Raw genomic sequence first — 16,341 nt, 5'->3', positions numbered from 1 at the left:
CGCTTCAGCGCAGGGTATGCGCAAGGAAGGCGTCGATCGCGTGCGAACTGGCGCCCGGGGCGCTGAGATGCGGGCAGTGGCCTTCTTCGTCGATCACGTGCAGGCTGCTGTGCGGCAGGTGGCGCAGCATGTAGTCGCCGACCTCGCGCGGCACGACCAGGTCGTCGCTGCATTGCAGGATCAGGGACGGCACCCGTGAGTGCGCCAGGTCGGCGCGGTGGTCGGACAGGAAGGTCACGCGCGCGAAATGGCGGGCGATGCCCTGGTCGTTGCGCATGAAGGTATCGACCAGTTCTTCCGTCAGCGCGGCCCGCCCGGCGCCCATCAGCACCGGCGCCATGCGCCGCGACCAGCCCTGGAAATCCTCGTCCATCGAGGCCAGCAGCCCCTCCATGTCGTCGCGGTTGAAGCCGCCGACATAGTCGCCGTCGTTGATATAGCAGGGCGACGGTCCCACCATCACCTGGGCTGCAAAACGCTCGGGCGCCTTGATCGCGGCCAGCAGGCCGATCGTGGCGCCGACCGAATGGCCGACGAAGACCACCGGCCCGGCCGAGCAGGCTGCCAGGATCTCCAGCAGGTCGTCGGCATGGCCGTGCAGGCTGCCATGCCTGCTACGGTCGTAGGCCGAGCGGTCGGAATCGCCGCAGCCGGAGAGGTCGAACAGGACGGTGCGGAAGCGGTCCTGGTAGGCCGGCGCCAGGAAGCGCCACATGCTCTGGTCGCAGCCGAAGCCATGGGCAAACACCATCGTCGCGTGGCCTGCGCCGGCGATCCGGACCTTATTACGAAATTGTAAGGACATATAATTGCAAAATATCACAATTGCGGGATGTTGCAAACGTGTGTCCGCGCACCGCCGGGGCGGCCCGAACTGCGGTATACTGTGCATCCATACAGTATTTACTGCACAATGGAACTCAAAGACAAGCTCGAGATCCTGGCCGACGCCGCCAAATACGACGCCTCCTGCGCCAGCAGCGGGGCGCCCAAGCGCGACTCGGTCGACAAGGATGGCCTGGGCGCCACCAATGGCATGGGCATCTGCCACAGCTATACGCCGGACGGGCGCTGCGTGTCGCTGCTGAAGATCCTGCTGACCAACTTCTGCGTCTACGACTGCCAGTACTGCGTAAACCGCCGCACCTCGAACGTGCCGCGCGCCCGCTTCTCGGTCGACGAAGTGGTCAAGCTGACCCAGGATTTTTATCTCCGCAACTACATCGACGGACTGTTCCTCAGCTCGGGCATCATCCAGTCCAGCGACTACACGATGGAGCAACTGGTCGAGGTCGCGCGGCGCCTGCGCGAAGAGCACCAGTTCCGCGGCTACATCCATCTGAAGACCATCCCGGACGCCGATCCGCGCCTGATCGAGCTGGCCGGCAAGTACGCCGACCGGCTGTCGGTGAACATCGAACTGCCGACCCAGGACAGCGTGAGCCGCCTGGCGCCCGAAAAGAACGTCCACACGATCAAGCTGGCGATGGGTTCCATCCGCACGAAGCTGGACGAGAAGGACGAGCATCCGAAGGCGCCGGTGTTCGCGCCGGCCGGGCAGAGCACCCAGATGATCGTCGGCGCCGACGCCAGCGACGACCAGACCATCCTCAATACGGCGCAGACCCTGTACGGCAGCTATAAACTCAAGCGGGTGTACTACTCGGCCTTCAGCCCGATTCCGCAGAGTCCGTCCAGCGTGCCTTCGGCGCCGCCGCCGCTGCTGCGCGAGCACCGCCTGTACCAGGCCGATTTCCTGTTGCGCGGCTATGGCTTCACGGCCGGCGAACTGATGCCGAATGCAGGCAACCTGGCGCTCGACATCGACCCCAAGCTGGCCTGGGCGCTCGGTAACCGCGATCACTTCCCGCTCGACCTGAACCGCGCCGACGAGGGCATGATCGCGCGCGTGCCCGGCATCGGCCTGCGTTCGGCCAAGCGCCTGATCGACCTGCGCCGGCTGCGCCGCATCCGCTGGGAAGATCTGTCGCGCCTGCGCTGCAGCCTGAAAAAGCTGGCCCCCTTCGTGGTCACCGCCGACTATAAACCGGCGCAAGGCGCGGCCTCCTCCGAACTGCTGCGGCGGACCATGGCCGATGCCCCGCAGCAGATGAACCTGTGGCCGGAGCTGCAGGCAGCATGAGCGCGATCGACCAGCAGCGTGCGGGCCAGCCGCTGCTGGTCGAGACCTTCGCCGAATGGCGCGAGGCGGCGCGCGAGCTGCTGGTCCACGACGTGCCGCCGGAAGCGGTCACCTGGAGTACGCCGACCGCGGGCGGCGACCTGTTCTCGGGTGCGCCGTCCACGGCCGAGCAGCCGCATAATTCCTCCAAGCCGCCGTCGCCAGCGCCGGATGCGCCGCCGCGCCATCCGCCGCCGCATGTTCCCCGGTCGTTGATGGACATGCTGCAAAGCGCCGCCTGCTGCCGCGTGCCGGACCGCTGGGCCTTCCTGTACCGCGTGATCTGGCGCTGGCAGCAGGGCGAACACGAGGTGCAGTCCCCGGCCGACGAGGATGGCGCGCGCCTGAACGCCATGGTAAAGGCGGTGCGACGCGAGGAGCACGACATGCATGCCTATATCCGATTCCGCGAACGCCCGCCCGAGGCCGGGCCGCCGCGCTTCGTCGCCTGGTACGAGCCGCAGCACGACGTGCTGCCCCAGGTCGCCGAGCATTTTATTTCCCGCATGGGCAAGGTCAGCTGGATGATCGCCACGCCCGAGGCCAGCGTGCTGTGGGACGGCCAGACCCTGCACAACACCGGTCCGCTGGTGAAGAATTCCGAAGACCTCGAAGACACCGGCGAGGCCCTGTGGCTGACCTATTACCGCAGCGTGTTCAACCCGGCGCGCCTGAACCAGTCGGTGATGCAGCAGCATATTCCGTCGCATCGCTGGAAGAACCTGCCGGAGGGGAAAATCGTGCCGCAAATGATCTCCGAAGCCTCGGTCGGCGCGCGCAAGATCGGCCAGTACGAAGCCGTCGGCCAGCGCAAGGGCACGACCATCCCGATCGCGCCCGAGGACGCCCAGCCGGAACGCCAGCAGCCATCGAAGCTCGACGAATGCCGGCGCTGCGAGCTGTGGCAGTTCGCCACCCAGGCGGTCGGCGGCGAGGGTCCGAAAAAGGCGAAAATCATGTTTGTTGGCGAGCAGCCGGGCGACCAGGAAGACCTGGCCGGCCAGCCCTTCGTCGGCCCGGCCGGCAAACTGCTCGACCGCGTCTGCGAGGCGGCCGGCGTCGACCGCGAAAGTATCTACGTGACCAACGCCGTCAAGCACTTCAAGTGGGAGCCGCGCGGCAAGCGCCGTCTGCACAAGACGCCGGCGCAGAAGGAAATCGAGGCCTGCCACTACTGGCTCGAGAAGGAACTGGCCCACGTGAAGCCGACCGTGATCGTGGCGCTGGGCGCGACCGCACTGAAGTCCGTGATGCGCACCGCGAACGTGACGCTGAAGAATTCGATCGGCCATCCGGTCTTCCATGAAGGACACTGGATCGTCACGACTTACCACCCTTCCTACGTGCTGCGGGTGCCGAGCGAGGAGGCCAAGCGCGAGGCCTTCCAGACCATGGTGGACAGCCTGAAGCTGGCGCACGAGCTCCTGAACCGGCAACCGGAGGAGCCGCCGGCCTAGGGCCTCTTATATATACACAGCTTGTAACATCTTGTTGTACCCCTATCCTTGCCAGTGCCATTTAGGTAATCTTTGGCAACACAACAATAAAGGGGGCCTCGATGCTTGCTGCACGTCTTGCCTGTGTTTTTTCCCTGGGTCTGCTGAGCGCTGCGGCGCTGGCGCAGAGCGAGCCGCCATCCGCGCCCGCCGAGCAGGCAGACGCGGCCCCGCCGACCACGGTCGTGGTCGAGGGACGCCGCCCCGGTCCCGGTTTGTGGAAAGTGTCGAAGGATGGCCACGTGATGTGGGTGTTCGGCATGTATGCGCCGCTGCCGTCGAAGATGGAATGGGATGAGAGCCGGGTCGATCGTTTGATCGGGCAGTCGCAGGAAGTGCTGGGACCGCCCGGCACGGGTGTCAGGGTCGGCTGGCTGGGCGGCCTGAAGGCGCTGACTGCGCTGCCGTCGATCATCGGCATCACGAAGAACCCCGACGGCGCCCAACTGCACGACGTGCTGCCGGCCGACGTCTACGCACGCTGGGGCGTGCTGAAGCAGAAATACATCGGCGACGACGATGGCGTCGAACGCTACCGGCCTTTCTTCGCGGCCCAGAAGCTGACGGAGGCGGGGCTCAAGAAGAGCGGTTTGTCCGGCGGCATGGAGGTGCGCGCGCAGGTCGAGGGCATCGCGCAAAAGCGCGGCGTGAAAGTCACGCAGACCAACTTCATGGTCGATCTCGACAATCCGGGGCCCGTGCTAAAAGACTTCAAGAATTCGCAGATGGAAGACACGGTCTGCTTTACCAAGACGCTCGAACGCTTCGAGGGCGACATGGAAGCGATGCGGATGCGCGCCAATGCCTGGGCCAATGGCAACATCGCCGAGATCAGCAACCTCGATTACGCCGAGCGCGAGGACGCCTGCCACGACGCCGTGCTGAACAGCCCGGCCGCCAGGAAGCATCCGGCCTTCCAGAACCTGCGCGAACAGCGCCTGGCGTCCTGGCTGAAGGCGGCCGAGCACGCGCTGGACAACAACACCTCCACCGTCGCCATGCTGTCGATGAGCGATATCCTGGGACCGAAGAGCTACCTAGCGGTGCTGCAGGCCAAAGGTTATACGGTCGAGAGTCCCAGGTAAGCGGCTCTTACGCGGGGGCGTCGGGGCTGCCGAAGGTCTCGAACACCTCCTCGCGCGACGCCGCCTGCGCGACACGCGCGCCCGGCGCGACGTCGTGGGTCAGCCAGACGTTGCCGCCGATGACGGCGCCCTTGCCGATCGTGATGCGGCCCAGCACGGTAGCGCCGGCGTAGATGACGACGTCGTCCTCCACGATCGGATGGCGCGGCAGGCCTTTCTGCAGGCTGCCGTCGGCATTCGTCGGGAAGCGCTTGGCGCCCAGGGTGACGGCCTGGTACAGGCGCACGCGCTGGCCGATGACGGCGGTCTCGCCGATCACCACGCCGGTGCCGTGGTCGATGAAGAAGCCGGTGCCGATCCTGGCGCCGGGGTGAATGTCGATCCCGGTGGCCGCGTGCGCCCTTTCGGAGATGATGCGCGCCAGCAGCGGCAGGCCGAGCTGGTACAGGCGGTGCGCCAGGCGGTAGTGGATCATCGCCAGCACGCCGGGGTAGCACAGCAGCACTTCGTCGACGCTGCGCGCCGCCGGGTCGCCCTGGTAGGCGGCCAGTACGTCGCTGTCGACCTGCATGCGGACCTCGGGCAGGGCGGCGGCGAAGGCGCGGGTGGCTTCCAGGGCCTGGCTGGCGATGTCGCCGTCGGTGCGCTGCTCGAGGGCGGCGCTGTAGTGCAGCTCGATCTCGACCTGGCGCAGCAGCGCGTGCAGGGCGGAGTCGAGGGCATGGGCGACGTGGAAATCCTCGCTGTCGCGGCGCAGGCCGGGCGGCCCCAGGCGCAGGGGGAACAGGGCGCCCTTGAGCTGAGTGACGATTTCCACCAGCGCGTCGCGCGAGGGGAATTCGATGCCGCGCACCTCGCCGGCGGGACGGTGGGCCTGGCGCCATTGCTGGCGGGCGTCGTGCAGCTCGCGCACGATGTTGCCGATGTCGAAGTGAGCCATCAGTGTCTTCCTGAATGAAAGAATGAATATAGCGGATTTACCCGGTTTGCTCATCTTAAGCAGCATCACGCGAGCGGCAGTCGGAATTTGTCAAAAGGGTCAGAAGCCGCGTAGAATGCAGGCAACGCGGGTGTAGCTCAATGGTAGAGCAGAAGCTTCCCAAGCTTACGACGAGGGTTCGATTCCCTTCACCCGCTCCATCGTGGAAGCCGTACGCTGAACACTGGTCATTTGCTCCACAATCCCTAGGTCGCTCCACAAATTCTCCTGATGCTGAGGCCGAATTTCTGCCTCCGGATCTATCCATTCCTGGTAGCAAGTCTCGGATCTGCTCATCCTAAACGTGCACTACGAGACCGACAAGAACCGCATGTTTGTCCGCGGCTTCCGTCGGATGGCGTGCGTGCTGATGGCGAGACGGTCAGCTTCACGATCAACGCCCTGTTTGCTCCCTAGGGCTGGCTGCCTGGATTGCGCTGCTGCGCGAGTACCGCGCTGCTGGAACGGAAGAAAGAACAGACCAGGCCGGCGAGCTGTCTGCGCGCCGAGGGGCTACAAGCTCGGTACAGTGCCGAAGGGCGGCCTGATCCTGCTGAAGGAAGAGGTGCGCCACAAATTGAGCGGGATTGACATCTACATTCCCGGCGCTCGTCGGCGTGGCGCAGACAGCTAAGGGCCGAGGTGCTTACCTATTCAACGGCCGGAATGCATCCGAGGTAGCTCGCAAGCTCGGCATCGGTCGGGCGACGGTCTACCGGATCATTAAACAAGAAGAAAGAAAAAGTGTTTAATCAGCGCTCCGGTAGAGGTGCCGTCGAATGACATGGACAAGCTTGACTTCTCATCGCTAATATCTCGATGACTAAAAACTGCGTACGAAGTTCGATGTGCCGGATTTTATTTGGTTAGGAAGCACGACGTTTACGCAATACGGCTGCGAGACCGGCTAGAGAGAGACCGATCAATGCAATAGAGGAGGGTTCCGGGACTGCATTCGGAATGTCATCAACTTGCACGGAAAGCATGGCTGCTGGCATAGCGTCAGACCCCGCCCACAGACCTTCAATCCTGGAAGGATTCGAAGTCGAAAGATGTGCCCCGACACTAAAGAAGTCACCAGCTGAGATAGCAGCAAAAGCGGCATCGCTAAGATTGACTGTAAACTCGGGCATCAATTGGTAGTTTGTTCCTTTGAGCGTGTACTCACCAAATTTAATGCCGGACATCAGATCATTATAAACGGTCATGTTAGAAGCATTACTGCCCGGCTGGGAGGTGGCATCCCAGATTTCTACCGTTTCGGACGAGTCCTCTGAATAATACTGGCCGTTACCCCCAAAGAAAGTGATGGATGCACTTACTACCTTTTTGTCTTTTGGAACGGGGGCCAATTGGAAATTATAGAAACTGTTGTAAGAATTCCCATAGATAACGCCCGTGAAGGTATTGGTATTGAAATTGGCATGATCGCCCGAACTAGAGTACCAACCGTTGAGCGTTGAGGTGTAGGTAATAGGTGCAGCGCTTGCATTGATTGCAAGAGATGCAAGGGAAATTGCGATGAGGGCAGAAATTTTCATATTCAACCTTTATATTTGGGAAACTGTTAATCAGCAATAAACGTGCCAAAAACGCAACTATATGATTTCTAAAAGGAAATTATAATTGTTGGATGCTTAATCGTTAAATCCTGCTCGATATGTAAGAAATACCGACAGTGGGGATAGCCATGAAGGCATGGATTGACTTTGCGTGCCGCTGAGAATGGCGGCAGGAAGTAGTCTCACTTTCCGAGAAATGAGACGGCCACCACGTTACCTCGGCAGCATGGCCCTCTCTCAAACCGATCTCGATACACTAGACCAGGCAATCGCCCGCAGCGCTCTGTCCGTGGAGTGCGATGGTCGTAAGCAACCCGACCTTATCGCATCAGTTGCCCGGCGGCGGATGGTCGAAGGGCGTGCTGGTCGACCTGCCGGTTCAGCAGCCCGGGGTTGGCGAGATGCGCCTCCTGGCGCCCGCCCTTTGGCTGCGCAGCGGCATGTGCGGGCCGATAGCCTGCGCCGTCTGCAGCTGGCGACTCTGGAACGCTTCCCCAGAGCCATTGTTGGCCGTCAACGACCTTTAGCTGCCTCAAGCTCCGGCTTGGACGCCGTTGTATGACGGCGGCCGCATCCTTATGCTCATCCTCGGACTCATCCATCGTGCATGAACTTCAAGGAGAGGCGCCATGAAACTGCTGTGGAGAAGATATGCCTGCCTGGCCGGCTTGCTGGCCGCGGGATTGGCTGCGCAAGCGCAGGACATGCCCAGCGCGGGCGCGAACCTGGCCGCGGCCGAGCAGCAGGGCGCGGCGCTGGCTACGGTCCGCGTCGGCGACGCGGGAACCACCCGTCGCGTGATGTTCTGGAACAATGCCACCGTCAAGGCAGTCCAGCTCGATTACGTGCCGCCGGCCGCCGGCGAGAACCGCGCCTATCTCGAGCAGCCCGGACCCACCTACGGCAGCCGCGCGATGGCCATCGTCCAGCTGGCGATGTTCGACGCCATTAACGCGATCGCAGGACGCTACCCGAGCTATGCCGGCCTGCCGCGCGCGCCCTCGGATACCTCGCCCGACGCCGCCGTCGCCCAGGCCGCACACGACGCCCTGGCCGCGCTGTGGCCGGCGCAGAAGGCGGGTTTCGACAAATGGCTGGCGGACGACCTGGCCCGCATCCCGGCGGGGCGGGCGAAATGGAACGGCATCGACCTCGGGCGCCGGGCCGCGGCCGCCATCCTGGCATTGCGCGCCGCTGACAATTCCGCGAATACCAACCGGACCGTCGGGGTCGACTATTTCCCGAGCAACGAGCCGGGCAAGTGGCGGCCCGATCCGGTCAGCATGAGCAGGGCTGCGGTCGGCGTCACCTGGGGCGAGGTGCGCCCGTTCGCGGTGCCGTCCGTCGACAAGTTCAGCGTACCGCCGCCGCCTTCGCTGACGAGCGACGCCTACACTCGCGCCTTCAAACAGGTCAAGCGGCTCGGTGGCGACGGCAGGATCACACCTGCCGTGCGCACGCCCGAGCAGACCTGGATCGGGATCTACTGGAGCTACGACGGCAGTCCCTGGCTCGGCACGCCGCCGTGCATGTACAACCTGATCCTCCAGCGCGTTGCGCAGGGCCGCACCACCGATCCGGTCGAGCTGGCGCGCCTGTTCGCGCTCGCCAACGTGGCCATGGCCGATGCCGGCATTGCAGCTTGGAAGGACAAGTGGCGTTATGACTTCTGGCGTCCGGTAACCGGCATCCGCGAGGCCGATCCGGGCACCGGGCCGACCGGCAAGGGCGACGGTAATCCGGACACGCATGCCGACCCACGCTGGACGCCGCTGGGCGCGCAGGCAAGCAACACCCGCAACCCGGATTTCACCCCACCGTTCCCGGCCTATCCCTCGGGCCATGCCAGCTTCGGCGGCGCGATGTTCCAGACACTGCGCCGCTTCTACGGCACCGACAAGATCAGTTTTACCCTCGTATCGGACGAGTGGAACGGCGTGACCCGCGACAACGAGGGCTGGGTACGGCCATGGAAGCCGCGCACCTTTTCGTCGCTGTCGCAGGCCGAGCTGGAAAACGGCACCAGCCGTGTCTACCTCGGCGTGCACTGGCAGTTCAACCTGGAGGGCATCGAGCAGGGTAACGGGATTGCCAATTACGTCTTCGACCACGGCCTGGTGCCGCCGGACCGGCTGAACGGGTGCCAGTGCCGTTGACGGTCCTTGCCGCCGGGAGCGTGGAACCCGGCGGCAGCGGTATGTGCGGCTCGCCTCTTGAAAATATGGCAAACTTGGGATATTCGTCCCACCAGTCTTGACCATGCAACAACACGCTCCGCGGCCTGACATCCCTTCGCACGACACCGATAGCCTTGCCGGCTCGCTCATGTTCCTGAGCGGTGGAGGCGAGGCCGGCGCCCTGATGCGCACGCGGGACTGGAGCGACTCGTTGCTGGGGCATCCACGCACCTGGCCGCAGGCGCTGCGCACCGTGGTCGGGCTGATGCTGAACTCGAAGTTTCCGATGTTCGTCGCCTGGGGCGGGGAACTCGGTTTCCTGTACAACGATCCCTACCGCGAGATCCTCGGCGACAAGCATCCGCGCGCGATGGGCGCGCGCTTCCACGACATCTGGTCCGAGATCTGGAGCGACATCGAGCCCTTCATCGAGCGCGCGCTGAACGGCGAGGCCACCTACGTCGACCGCCTGCTGCTGGTGATGAACCGGCACGGCTACGACGAGCCGACCTGGTTCACCTTCTCGTATTCGCCGGTACGCGACGAACATGGCGTCATCCAGGGCATGCACTGCGCCTGCGTCGAGGTCACCGACCAGGTGCTGGCCGAGAAATACCGCAACGAGGAAAACGAGCGCTTCCGCACCCTGTTCGAGCAGGCGCCCGGCATCATGGCCGTGCTGCGCGGGCCCGAGCACGTGTTCGAGCTGACCAACCAGTCCTACCTGCAGCTGATCGGCCACCGCCAGATCGTCGGCAAGGCGGCGCGCCAGGCCTTGCCGGAAGTGGTCGGGCAGGGCTTCTTCGAGCTGCTCGACCGCGTCTACAGCACGGGCGAACCCTTCGTCGGCCATGCCCTGCCGGTGCGCCTGCAGCGCGAGCCGGACGGTCCGCTGGAGGAGCGCTACATCGACTTCGTGTACCAGCCGATCCGCGACGCCAACGGCGCCGTCTCCGGCATCTTCGTCGAGGGCAGCGACGTCTCCCAGCGCAAGCAGGTCGAGGACGAGCTGCGCGCGGCGAACCGCCAGAAGGACCAGTTCCTGGCCATGCTGGCCCACGAGCTGCGCAATCCGCTGGCGCCGATCATGACCGCGGCCCAGCTGCTGAAGATCGGCAGCCTCGATGCCAGGAACATCGCCAACGCCAGCGAGATCATCGTGCGCCAGGCCTCGCACATGACCGACCTGGTGAACGACCTGCTGGACGTCTCGCGCGTCACCCGCGGCCTGGTCACGCTCGAGAAGGAAGAGCTCGACCTGAACGTGATCGTGGCCGCCGCGGTGGAGCAGGTGCGCCCGCTGGTCGATGCGCGCCGCCACTCGCTCACGCTGCAGCTGTCGGGCCGCAGCGCCCACGTGATCGGCGACCGCACCCGCCTGGTGCAGGTGATCTCGAACATCCTCAACAACGCCGCCAAGTACACCGCGCCGGGCGGCCGCATCACGCTGTCGGTGACGGTCGACGATCAGCGCGTGCTGGTCGCGGTGCGCGACAACGGGGTCGGCATCGCGCCCGACATCCTGCCCTACATCTTCGACCTGTTCACCCAGGCCGAGCGCACCCCCGACCGTTCCCAGGGCGGGCTCGGGATCGGCCTGGCCCTGGTCAAGAGCCTCATCACCCTGCATGGCGGCACCGTGCATGCCGATAGCGACGGCCTCGGGCAGGGCAGCGAATTCTGTATCTGCCTGCCGCGCCTGGCGACGCCGGCCGACGCGGCGGACGAAGACGCCGCCGGCGCCGTCATGCAGGAGCCGGGCGGACTGCGCGTGATGGTGGTCGACGACAACGTCGACGCCGCCCAGATGCTGGCCGCGCTGCTCGAAGTGCAGGGCCATGCGGTCTGCGTCGAATACGATGCCATGGGCGCGCTCGAACGCGCGCGCCGTGAGCGTCCCGAAGTGCTGCTGCTCGACATCGGCCTGCCCGACCTGGACGGCTACGAATTGGCCAGGCGCTTGCGCGCCCAGCCCGAGAGCGCGGACGCCACCCTGGTCGCCCTGACCGGCTACGGCCAGAGCCAGGACCGCAAGGAGGCCGAGCAGGCCGGCTTCGACCATTACCTCGTCAAGCCGGCCGACCTGGACCAGGTCAACGAGGTGCTGGCCGAAGCGGCGCGGGCGCGGGGCCGCTGAGCAGGGCGGCACGCCGCTGTCATCAAGCGGTAACCTGGGCTGGCTAGACTCGGCGGCATGAGCAAGCCCAGCACGCATACCGCCCCGCGCACCCACCGATTCCTTGCGTTGCTGTGGCCCGCGCTGGCCCTGCTGGCCTGCGCCGCGCTGTGGACCGCCGCCGTGCTGCGCGCGAACGCCGAGCACCGGCGCGCCGACGAGCAGGCCTTCAAGGAGGCCGACGCCTACGCCGAAGCCTACGAACAGTACGTCACACGCTCGCTGGCCCAGATGGACCAGATCACGATGCAGCTCAAGCACAGCTGGGAGCATTCGCACAACCGCGCCCTGGTCGAGGACATGCGGCGCGACGGCATGTTCACCGACAGCGCCTTCGTGGCGGTGAGCGTGATCGGGCGCGGCGGCAGGCTGGCGTCGTCGAGCGGGCTCCGGCTGGCCGAGGGCGCCAGCCTCGCTGCGGCCGGCTTCTTCGTCCATCACCGCGACAACAACTCGTCCGCCTTGCGGATCGCGATGCCGCCGCCGGAACTGGCTGCGCTGCGTGGCACGGTGCTGTTCACGCGGCGCCTCGACACCGCGGACGACGAGTTCGGCGGCGTGCTGCTGATGGCGGTCGATGCCGCCTATTTCACTTCCTTCGTCAGCGCGGCCACGCTGGGCGCGCACAGCCTGCTGGCGCTGGTGGGCGTCGACGGCAACCTGCGCATCGAGCAGGACAGCAGCGGCATCGTGCGGCTGGATGCGCGCGCTTCCCTGCTGCCGGCGAATGCCGAGCGCTGGCCGGTGGCGCGCGGCGTCCAGCTGGTCGACGCCGGCGCCGGGCCGGCCAGCTTCGGCGACGGCCGCGCGCGCGTGCTGGGCTGGAGCCGGGCGAATGCCTATCCGGTGGTGGCGCTGGTCGCGCTGTCGCACGAGGCGGCGCTGGCCGGCGCCGATGCCTACTGGCGCGACAGCCGCACCTATACGTCGATGGCGACCGTGGTGCTGCTGCTGGCATCGGGGATCGCCAGCATGCTGTCGCTGCGGGCGGCCGCACGGGCGCGCGAGCAGGACGAGGTGGCGCGCGCCTACCGCACCGCAACCGAGAGCGGCAACGACGGCTTCTACATGGTGTCGCCGCTGCGCGACCGCAAGAAACAGGTGCAGGACTTCCGCATCGTCGACTGCAACGAGCGCGGCGCCTTCTTCTACGGGATGACACGCGACAGCCTGGTCGGCAGCCTGATCTCCGAGCTCCACCGCGACCTCGGTGCGGCGGAGCTGATCGCCCACTACCGCCAGGCGCTGGCGACCGGCTTTTATCAGGAAGACCGGCGCATGCCGGACGATAACCGGCTCAACATCCGCTGGGGCCACCGGCGCCTGGTGCGGGTCGGCGACGGTCTCGCCGTCACCCTGCAGGACATCAGCGAGCGCAAGGAGCACGAGGCCCAGCTGGCGCGCCTGGCCAACGAGGACAGCCTGACCGGTTTGCCGAACCGTCACTGGTTCCTGCACTTCGTGCCCGGGGCGCTGGCGCATGCCGAGCTCACGGGGAAGGGCGTGGCGCTGCTGTTCATCGACCTCGATGAATTCAAGCAGGTCAACGACTCGCACGGCCACGCGGTCGGCGATCGCCTGCTGAAGGCGGCCGCCACGCGCCTGCTGTCGCAGCTGCGCCCGAGCGACCGCGTGGCGCGCTTCGGCGGCGATGAATTCATCGTCCTGCTCAGCCCCTTCGACAACGACGAGCAGGTCGGCATGGTGGCGCAGCGGATCATCCAGGCCTTCGGCAAGCCTTTCGAGATCGCCGAGGAGCAGCACGTGATCGGCGCCTCGGTCGGCATCAGCGTGTTCCCGCGCGACGGCCAGGACGCCGCGACGCTGATCCGCCACAGCGACATCGCCATGTACGCCGGCAAGAACGAAGGCAAGGGCCAGTACCGCTTCTTCGACCCGGCCCAGTCCAGCACCCTGAAGACCCGCGCCCAGCTGCGCCAGCGCCTGCTGGAAGCGATCGACAAGCGCCAGTTCGTGCTGCACTACCAGCCGCGCGTCGACACCCGCAGCGGCGAGCTGCTGAGCATGGAGGCGCTGCTGCGCTGGGAGCATCCGCAGCTGGGCATGATCCGCCCCGATGAATTCATTCCACTGGCCGAATCGAGCGGCCTGATCGTGCCGATCGGCGCGATCGTGATCGACCGCGCCTGCGCCCAGCTGGCCGCGTGGTCGGCCGGCGGCGCGCCGGTGGCGCCGGTCTCGATCAACGTCTCGCCCAAGCAGTTCCTGCGCGGCGGCGTGCGGCGCGAGCTGGCCGAGGCCCTCGGCCGCCACGGGGTCGCGCCGGCGCTGCTGGAGGTCGAGATCACCGAGTCGGCCATGATGGGCGACCAGGACGAGATCCTGGCCGAGCTGGCGGCGATCCGCGCGCTCGGCGTCAAGCTGCACGTCGACGATTTCGGCACCGGCTATTCCTCGCTCTCGCAATTGCAGCGCATGAAGATGGACGTGCTGAAGGTGGACCGCTCCTTCACCGCCGAGCTGGGGCGCTCGAAGGAAGGCACCGTGTTCTTCCAGGCGATCGTCTCGATGGCGCACGCGCTCGGCATGGAGGTGGTGGCGGAAGGCGTCGAGAACGCCGAGCAGCTGGCGATCCTGCGCACGCTGGGCTGCAACGAGGTGCAGGGCTACCTGGTCGCGCGGCCGATGCCGGCGGACGACATGGCGGCGCTGCTGGCGCAGCGCTACCTGTTCGACGACAAGCTGGCGGCCTAGCTGCCCAGCAGGCTGCCGCTGCGGAACGCCGCATCCCCGGCGATCTTGCAGACATGCATCCCGCGCAGCAGGTGCCGGTGCGCGGTGCTGGCGAACAGGATGCCGGCCCGGCTCGCGCGCAGGGTCGTCACCTGGCCGCTGACCGGGTTGACGATGTCGGCCACCGCCTCGTTCTCCTGCACGCGGTCGCCCAGGCGCTTGTGGAACACCAGCACGCCCGAGTGCGGCGCCGACAGCGGCTCGACGCCTTCCAGCGGGGTCGGCTCGGCGACCAGCGGCGGCAGCGGATCCAGGTCGATGTCGAGCACGCCCTGGTAGCCCAGGTACTGCAGCAGCCCGTGCGCGTCCTTCTCGGCCAGGTCGTAGCGCACGTCCATCTCGCCGCGCAGTTCGACGGTGACGCCGATGCAGGCCATCGGGATCGGCGTTTCGGGACCGAAGTGGTCGCTCAGCTCCCACCACAGGCGGCTGCAGGCTTCGTCGAAGGGTTCGCCGCCGGACTCGCGCGCCAGCAGGGTCGCGTGCGCGCCCAGCAGCGCGGCCAGCGGCTTGACCTGCGCCGCCAGCGGGGTCCCGGTGTAGAGATGCAGCACGGCCTCGTTATCGCAGTGCAGGTCGAGCATGATGTCGGCGTCGATCGCCATCGACAGCAGGGTTTTCTTCAGGTCCTGGACCGGGTTGTCGGTCTTCCAGTCGGCGATCGAACGGCGCGCATGTTCGCGCACGAGGGCGACGTTGGCCTGCGGGTCCGGCCCCAGTTCGCCCTTCAGCGAGGCCTTCAGATCGGCGGCGACGTGCTTGTAGAAGCGGTTGAAATTGAGACCGCTGGCGAGGTCGAAGCGGCCGAAGGGCGCGCCGTGCACGACCTGCGACAGGCCGATCGGATTGGCGGCCGGCACCAGCACGATCTCGCCCCTGATGCGACCATCGAGCTCGAGGCGCGCCAGCTCGCGCCGCAGCACGTGGGCAACCAGCATCGCCGGCACCTCGTCGGCGTGCAGCGAGGCCTGGATGTACGCCTTCTTGCCTGTCCCCGGCGTGCCGAAGCTGTAGGAAGTCAGCTGGAAGCAGGCGATGTTGTCTTCGGTCGCGATCGGGTGGGAGGTGGACTGCATGATGGTTGTCTCTTTAATTCTGCATTTTGCGAAACGCCATTATGTCCGAACTTGGCGGCTGGCTCCGTCCCGTTGGGGCTATAATATCGACCCCTTTCTCTTGTCTCCGATCGATCATGTCTTCCGATACGCCCACCAACAGCCAAGGCCGCCCGATGCTCTACGACCCGACCGAGCACCGCATCCGCAGCTTCGTCACCCGTGCGGGACGGTTGTCGACCGGGCAGGCCAGGGCGCTCGAGGAATTCGGGCCGAAGTTCCTGATCGAGTACCGCAAGGAGACCTTCGACTTCCACGCGCCCTTCGGCCGCAACGCGCCGCTGGTGCTGGAAATCGGCTTCGGCATGGGCGACACCACGGCCCACATCGCCAAGGCCATGCCGGACACCGACTTCATCGGCGTCGAAGTGCACACCCCGGGCGTGGGCAGCCTGCTCAAGCAGATCGGCGAACAGGACATCCAGAACCTGCGCCTGATCCAGCACGATGCGGTCGAGGTGCTGAACAACATGATCGCCGACGGTTCGCTGGCCGGCGTGCACATCTTCTTCCCGGACCCCTGGCACAAGGCGCGCCACAACAAGCGCCGCCTGATCCAGCCGCCTTTCGTCAAGCTGCTGTGCGAAAAACTGGCGCCGGGCGGCTACATCCACTGCGCCACCGACTGGGAAGACTACGCGGTGCAGATGCTGGAAGTGTTGAACGCCGAGCCGCTGCTCCAGAACACCGCCGACGGCTATGCCGAGAAGCCGTCCTACCGCCCGCTGACCAAGTTCGAGAACCGCGGCCTGAAGCTGGGCCACGGCGTGTGGGACCTGGTCTTCGCCAGGAAGTAAGCCGGACACCAGGCGCCT

Annotated in this window: 12 protein-coding genes, 1 tRNA gene and 1 pseudogene; 10 read left to right on the top strand and 4 right to left on the bottom strand. The window is 65.7% G+C overall.

Annotated elements, in window-relative coordinates:
* Window positions 1-4: 4 nt before the first annotated feature.
* Window positions 5-805 (bottom strand): alpha/beta fold hydrolase, encoded by an 801-nt coding sequence (locus tag AM586_RS13180; protein WP_047825769.1) that lies wholly within the window; start codon window positions 803-805, stop codon window positions 5-7.
* Between the two features lie 108 nt (window positions 806-913).
* On the opposite strand from AM586_RS13180, the gene AM586_RS13175 reads away from it, so the two are divergent.
* The 3 genes from AM586_RS13175 (at window position 914) to AM586_RS13165 (ending at window position 4,763) form a co-directional block, all read left to right on the top strand.
* The gene (locus AM586_RS13175; protein ID WP_047825770.1) at window positions 914-2,143 is read left to right on the top strand and encodes a putative DNA modification/repair radical SAM protein; all 1,230 of its coding nucleotides are present in this window, start codon (window positions 914-916) and stop codon (window positions 2,141-2,143) included.
* Window positions 2,140-3,639, top strand: a complete 1,500-nt coding sequence (locus tag AM586_RS13170) for a UdgX family uracil-DNA binding protein (RefSeq protein WP_047825771.1) — start codon at window positions 2,140-2,142, stop codon at window positions 3,637-3,639. The genes AM586_RS13175 and AM586_RS13170 overlap by 4 nt, the downstream gene beginning before the upstream one ends.
* A 101-nt stretch (window positions 3,640-3,740) precedes the next feature.
* A complete protein-coding gene (locus tag AM586_RS13165) occupies window positions 3,741-4,763 on the top strand; it encodes a TraB/GumN family protein (RefSeq protein ID WP_047825772.1) in 1,023 nt (340 codons plus the stop codon).
* A gap of 7 nt (window positions 4,764-4,770) precedes the next feature.
* On the opposite strand, the gene epsC is transcribed toward AM586_RS13165, so the two are convergent.
* The gene (gene epsC, locus AM586_RS13160) at window positions 4,771-5,703 is read right to left on the bottom strand and encodes a serine O-acetyltransferase EpsC (protein ID WP_047825773.1); all 933 of its coding nucleotides are present in this window, start codon (window positions 5,701-5,703) and stop codon (window positions 4,771-4,773) included.
* 126 nt (window positions 5,704-5,829) lie between these two features.
* On the opposite strand from epsC, the gene AM586_RS13155 reads away from it, so the two are divergent.
* Window positions 5,830-5,903 (top strand) — tRNA-Gly (locus AM586_RS13155).
* A 456-nt stretch (window positions 5,904-6,359) separates the two neighbouring features.
* On the top strand, window positions 6,360-6,494 hold the full coding sequence (locus AM586_RS29280) for a helix-turn-helix domain-containing protein (protein ID WP_373995244.1): 135 nt from the start codon (window positions 6,360-6,362) through the stop codon (window positions 6,492-6,494).
* Window positions 6,495-6,608: 114 nt separating this feature from the next.
* On the opposite strand, the gene AM586_RS13145 is transcribed toward AM586_RS29280, so the two are convergent.
* Window positions 6,609-7,283, bottom strand: coding sequence for a PEP-CTERM sorting domain-containing protein (locus tag AM586_RS13145; protein WP_082439792.1), 675 nt, complete (start codon window positions 7,281-7,283; stop codon window positions 6,609-6,611).
* Between the two features lie 338 nt (window positions 7,284-7,621).
* Between AM586_RS13145 and AM586_RS28840 the strand changes: the two are divergent.
* The 4 genes and pseudogenes from AM586_RS28840 to AM586_RS13125 all read left to right on the top strand — a co-directional run.
* Window positions 7,622-7,729, top strand: a pseudogene (locus AM586_RS28840) (cell division protein); the annotation flags it as partial.
* A gap of 204 nt (window positions 7,730-7,933) precedes the next feature.
* On the top strand, window positions 7,934-9,460 hold the full coding sequence (locus tag AM586_RS13135; protein ID WP_052234028.1) for a vanadium-dependent haloperoxidase: 1,527 nt from the start codon (window positions 7,934-7,936) through the stop codon (window positions 9,458-9,460).
* A 103-nt stretch (window positions 9,461-9,563) separates the two neighbouring features.
* On the top strand, window positions 9,564-11,618 hold the full coding sequence (locus AM586_RS13130; protein WP_047825776.1) for an ATP-binding protein: 2,055 nt from the start codon (window positions 9,564-9,566) through the stop codon (window positions 11,616-11,618).
* Window positions 11,619-11,675: 57 nt separating this feature from the next.
* Window positions 11,676-14,372 (top strand): EAL domain-containing protein, encoded by a 2,697-nt coding sequence (locus AM586_RS13125; RefSeq protein ID WP_047825777.1) that lies wholly within the window; start codon window positions 11,676-11,678, stop codon window positions 14,370-14,372.
* Here AM586_RS13125 and AM586_RS13120 read toward each other — a convergent pair.
* Window positions 14,369-15,487 carry a succinylglutamate desuccinylase/aspartoacylase family protein gene (locus AM586_RS13120; protein WP_047825778.1) on the bottom strand — a complete coding sequence of 373 codons (1,119 nt, stop codon included), beginning with the start codon at window positions 15,485-15,487 and terminating at the stop codon, window positions 14,369-14,371. The two genes, AM586_RS13125 and AM586_RS13120, sit on opposite strands and share 4 nt — an antisense overlap.
* A gap of 155 nt (window positions 15,488-15,642) precedes the next feature.
* On the opposite strand from AM586_RS13120, the gene trmB reads away from it, so the two are divergent.
* Complete coding sequence (gene trmB, locus AM586_RS13115) at window positions 15,643-16,323, top strand: tRNA (guanosine(46)-N7)-methyltransferase TrmB (RefSeq protein ID WP_047825779.1); 681 nt, start codon at window positions 15,643-15,645, stop codon at window positions 16,321-16,323.
* Window positions 16,324-16,341 lie beyond the last annotated feature (18 nt).

It is taken from the genome of Massilia sp. WG5, from assembly GCF_001412595.2.
Classification (GTDB): domain Bacteria; phylum Pseudomonadota; class Gammaproteobacteria; order Burkholderiales; family Burkholderiaceae_D; genus Telluria.
The sequence above is the reverse complement of the archived record's forward strand: the minus strand, read 5'-3'. Positions and strand labels throughout refer to the sequence as shown.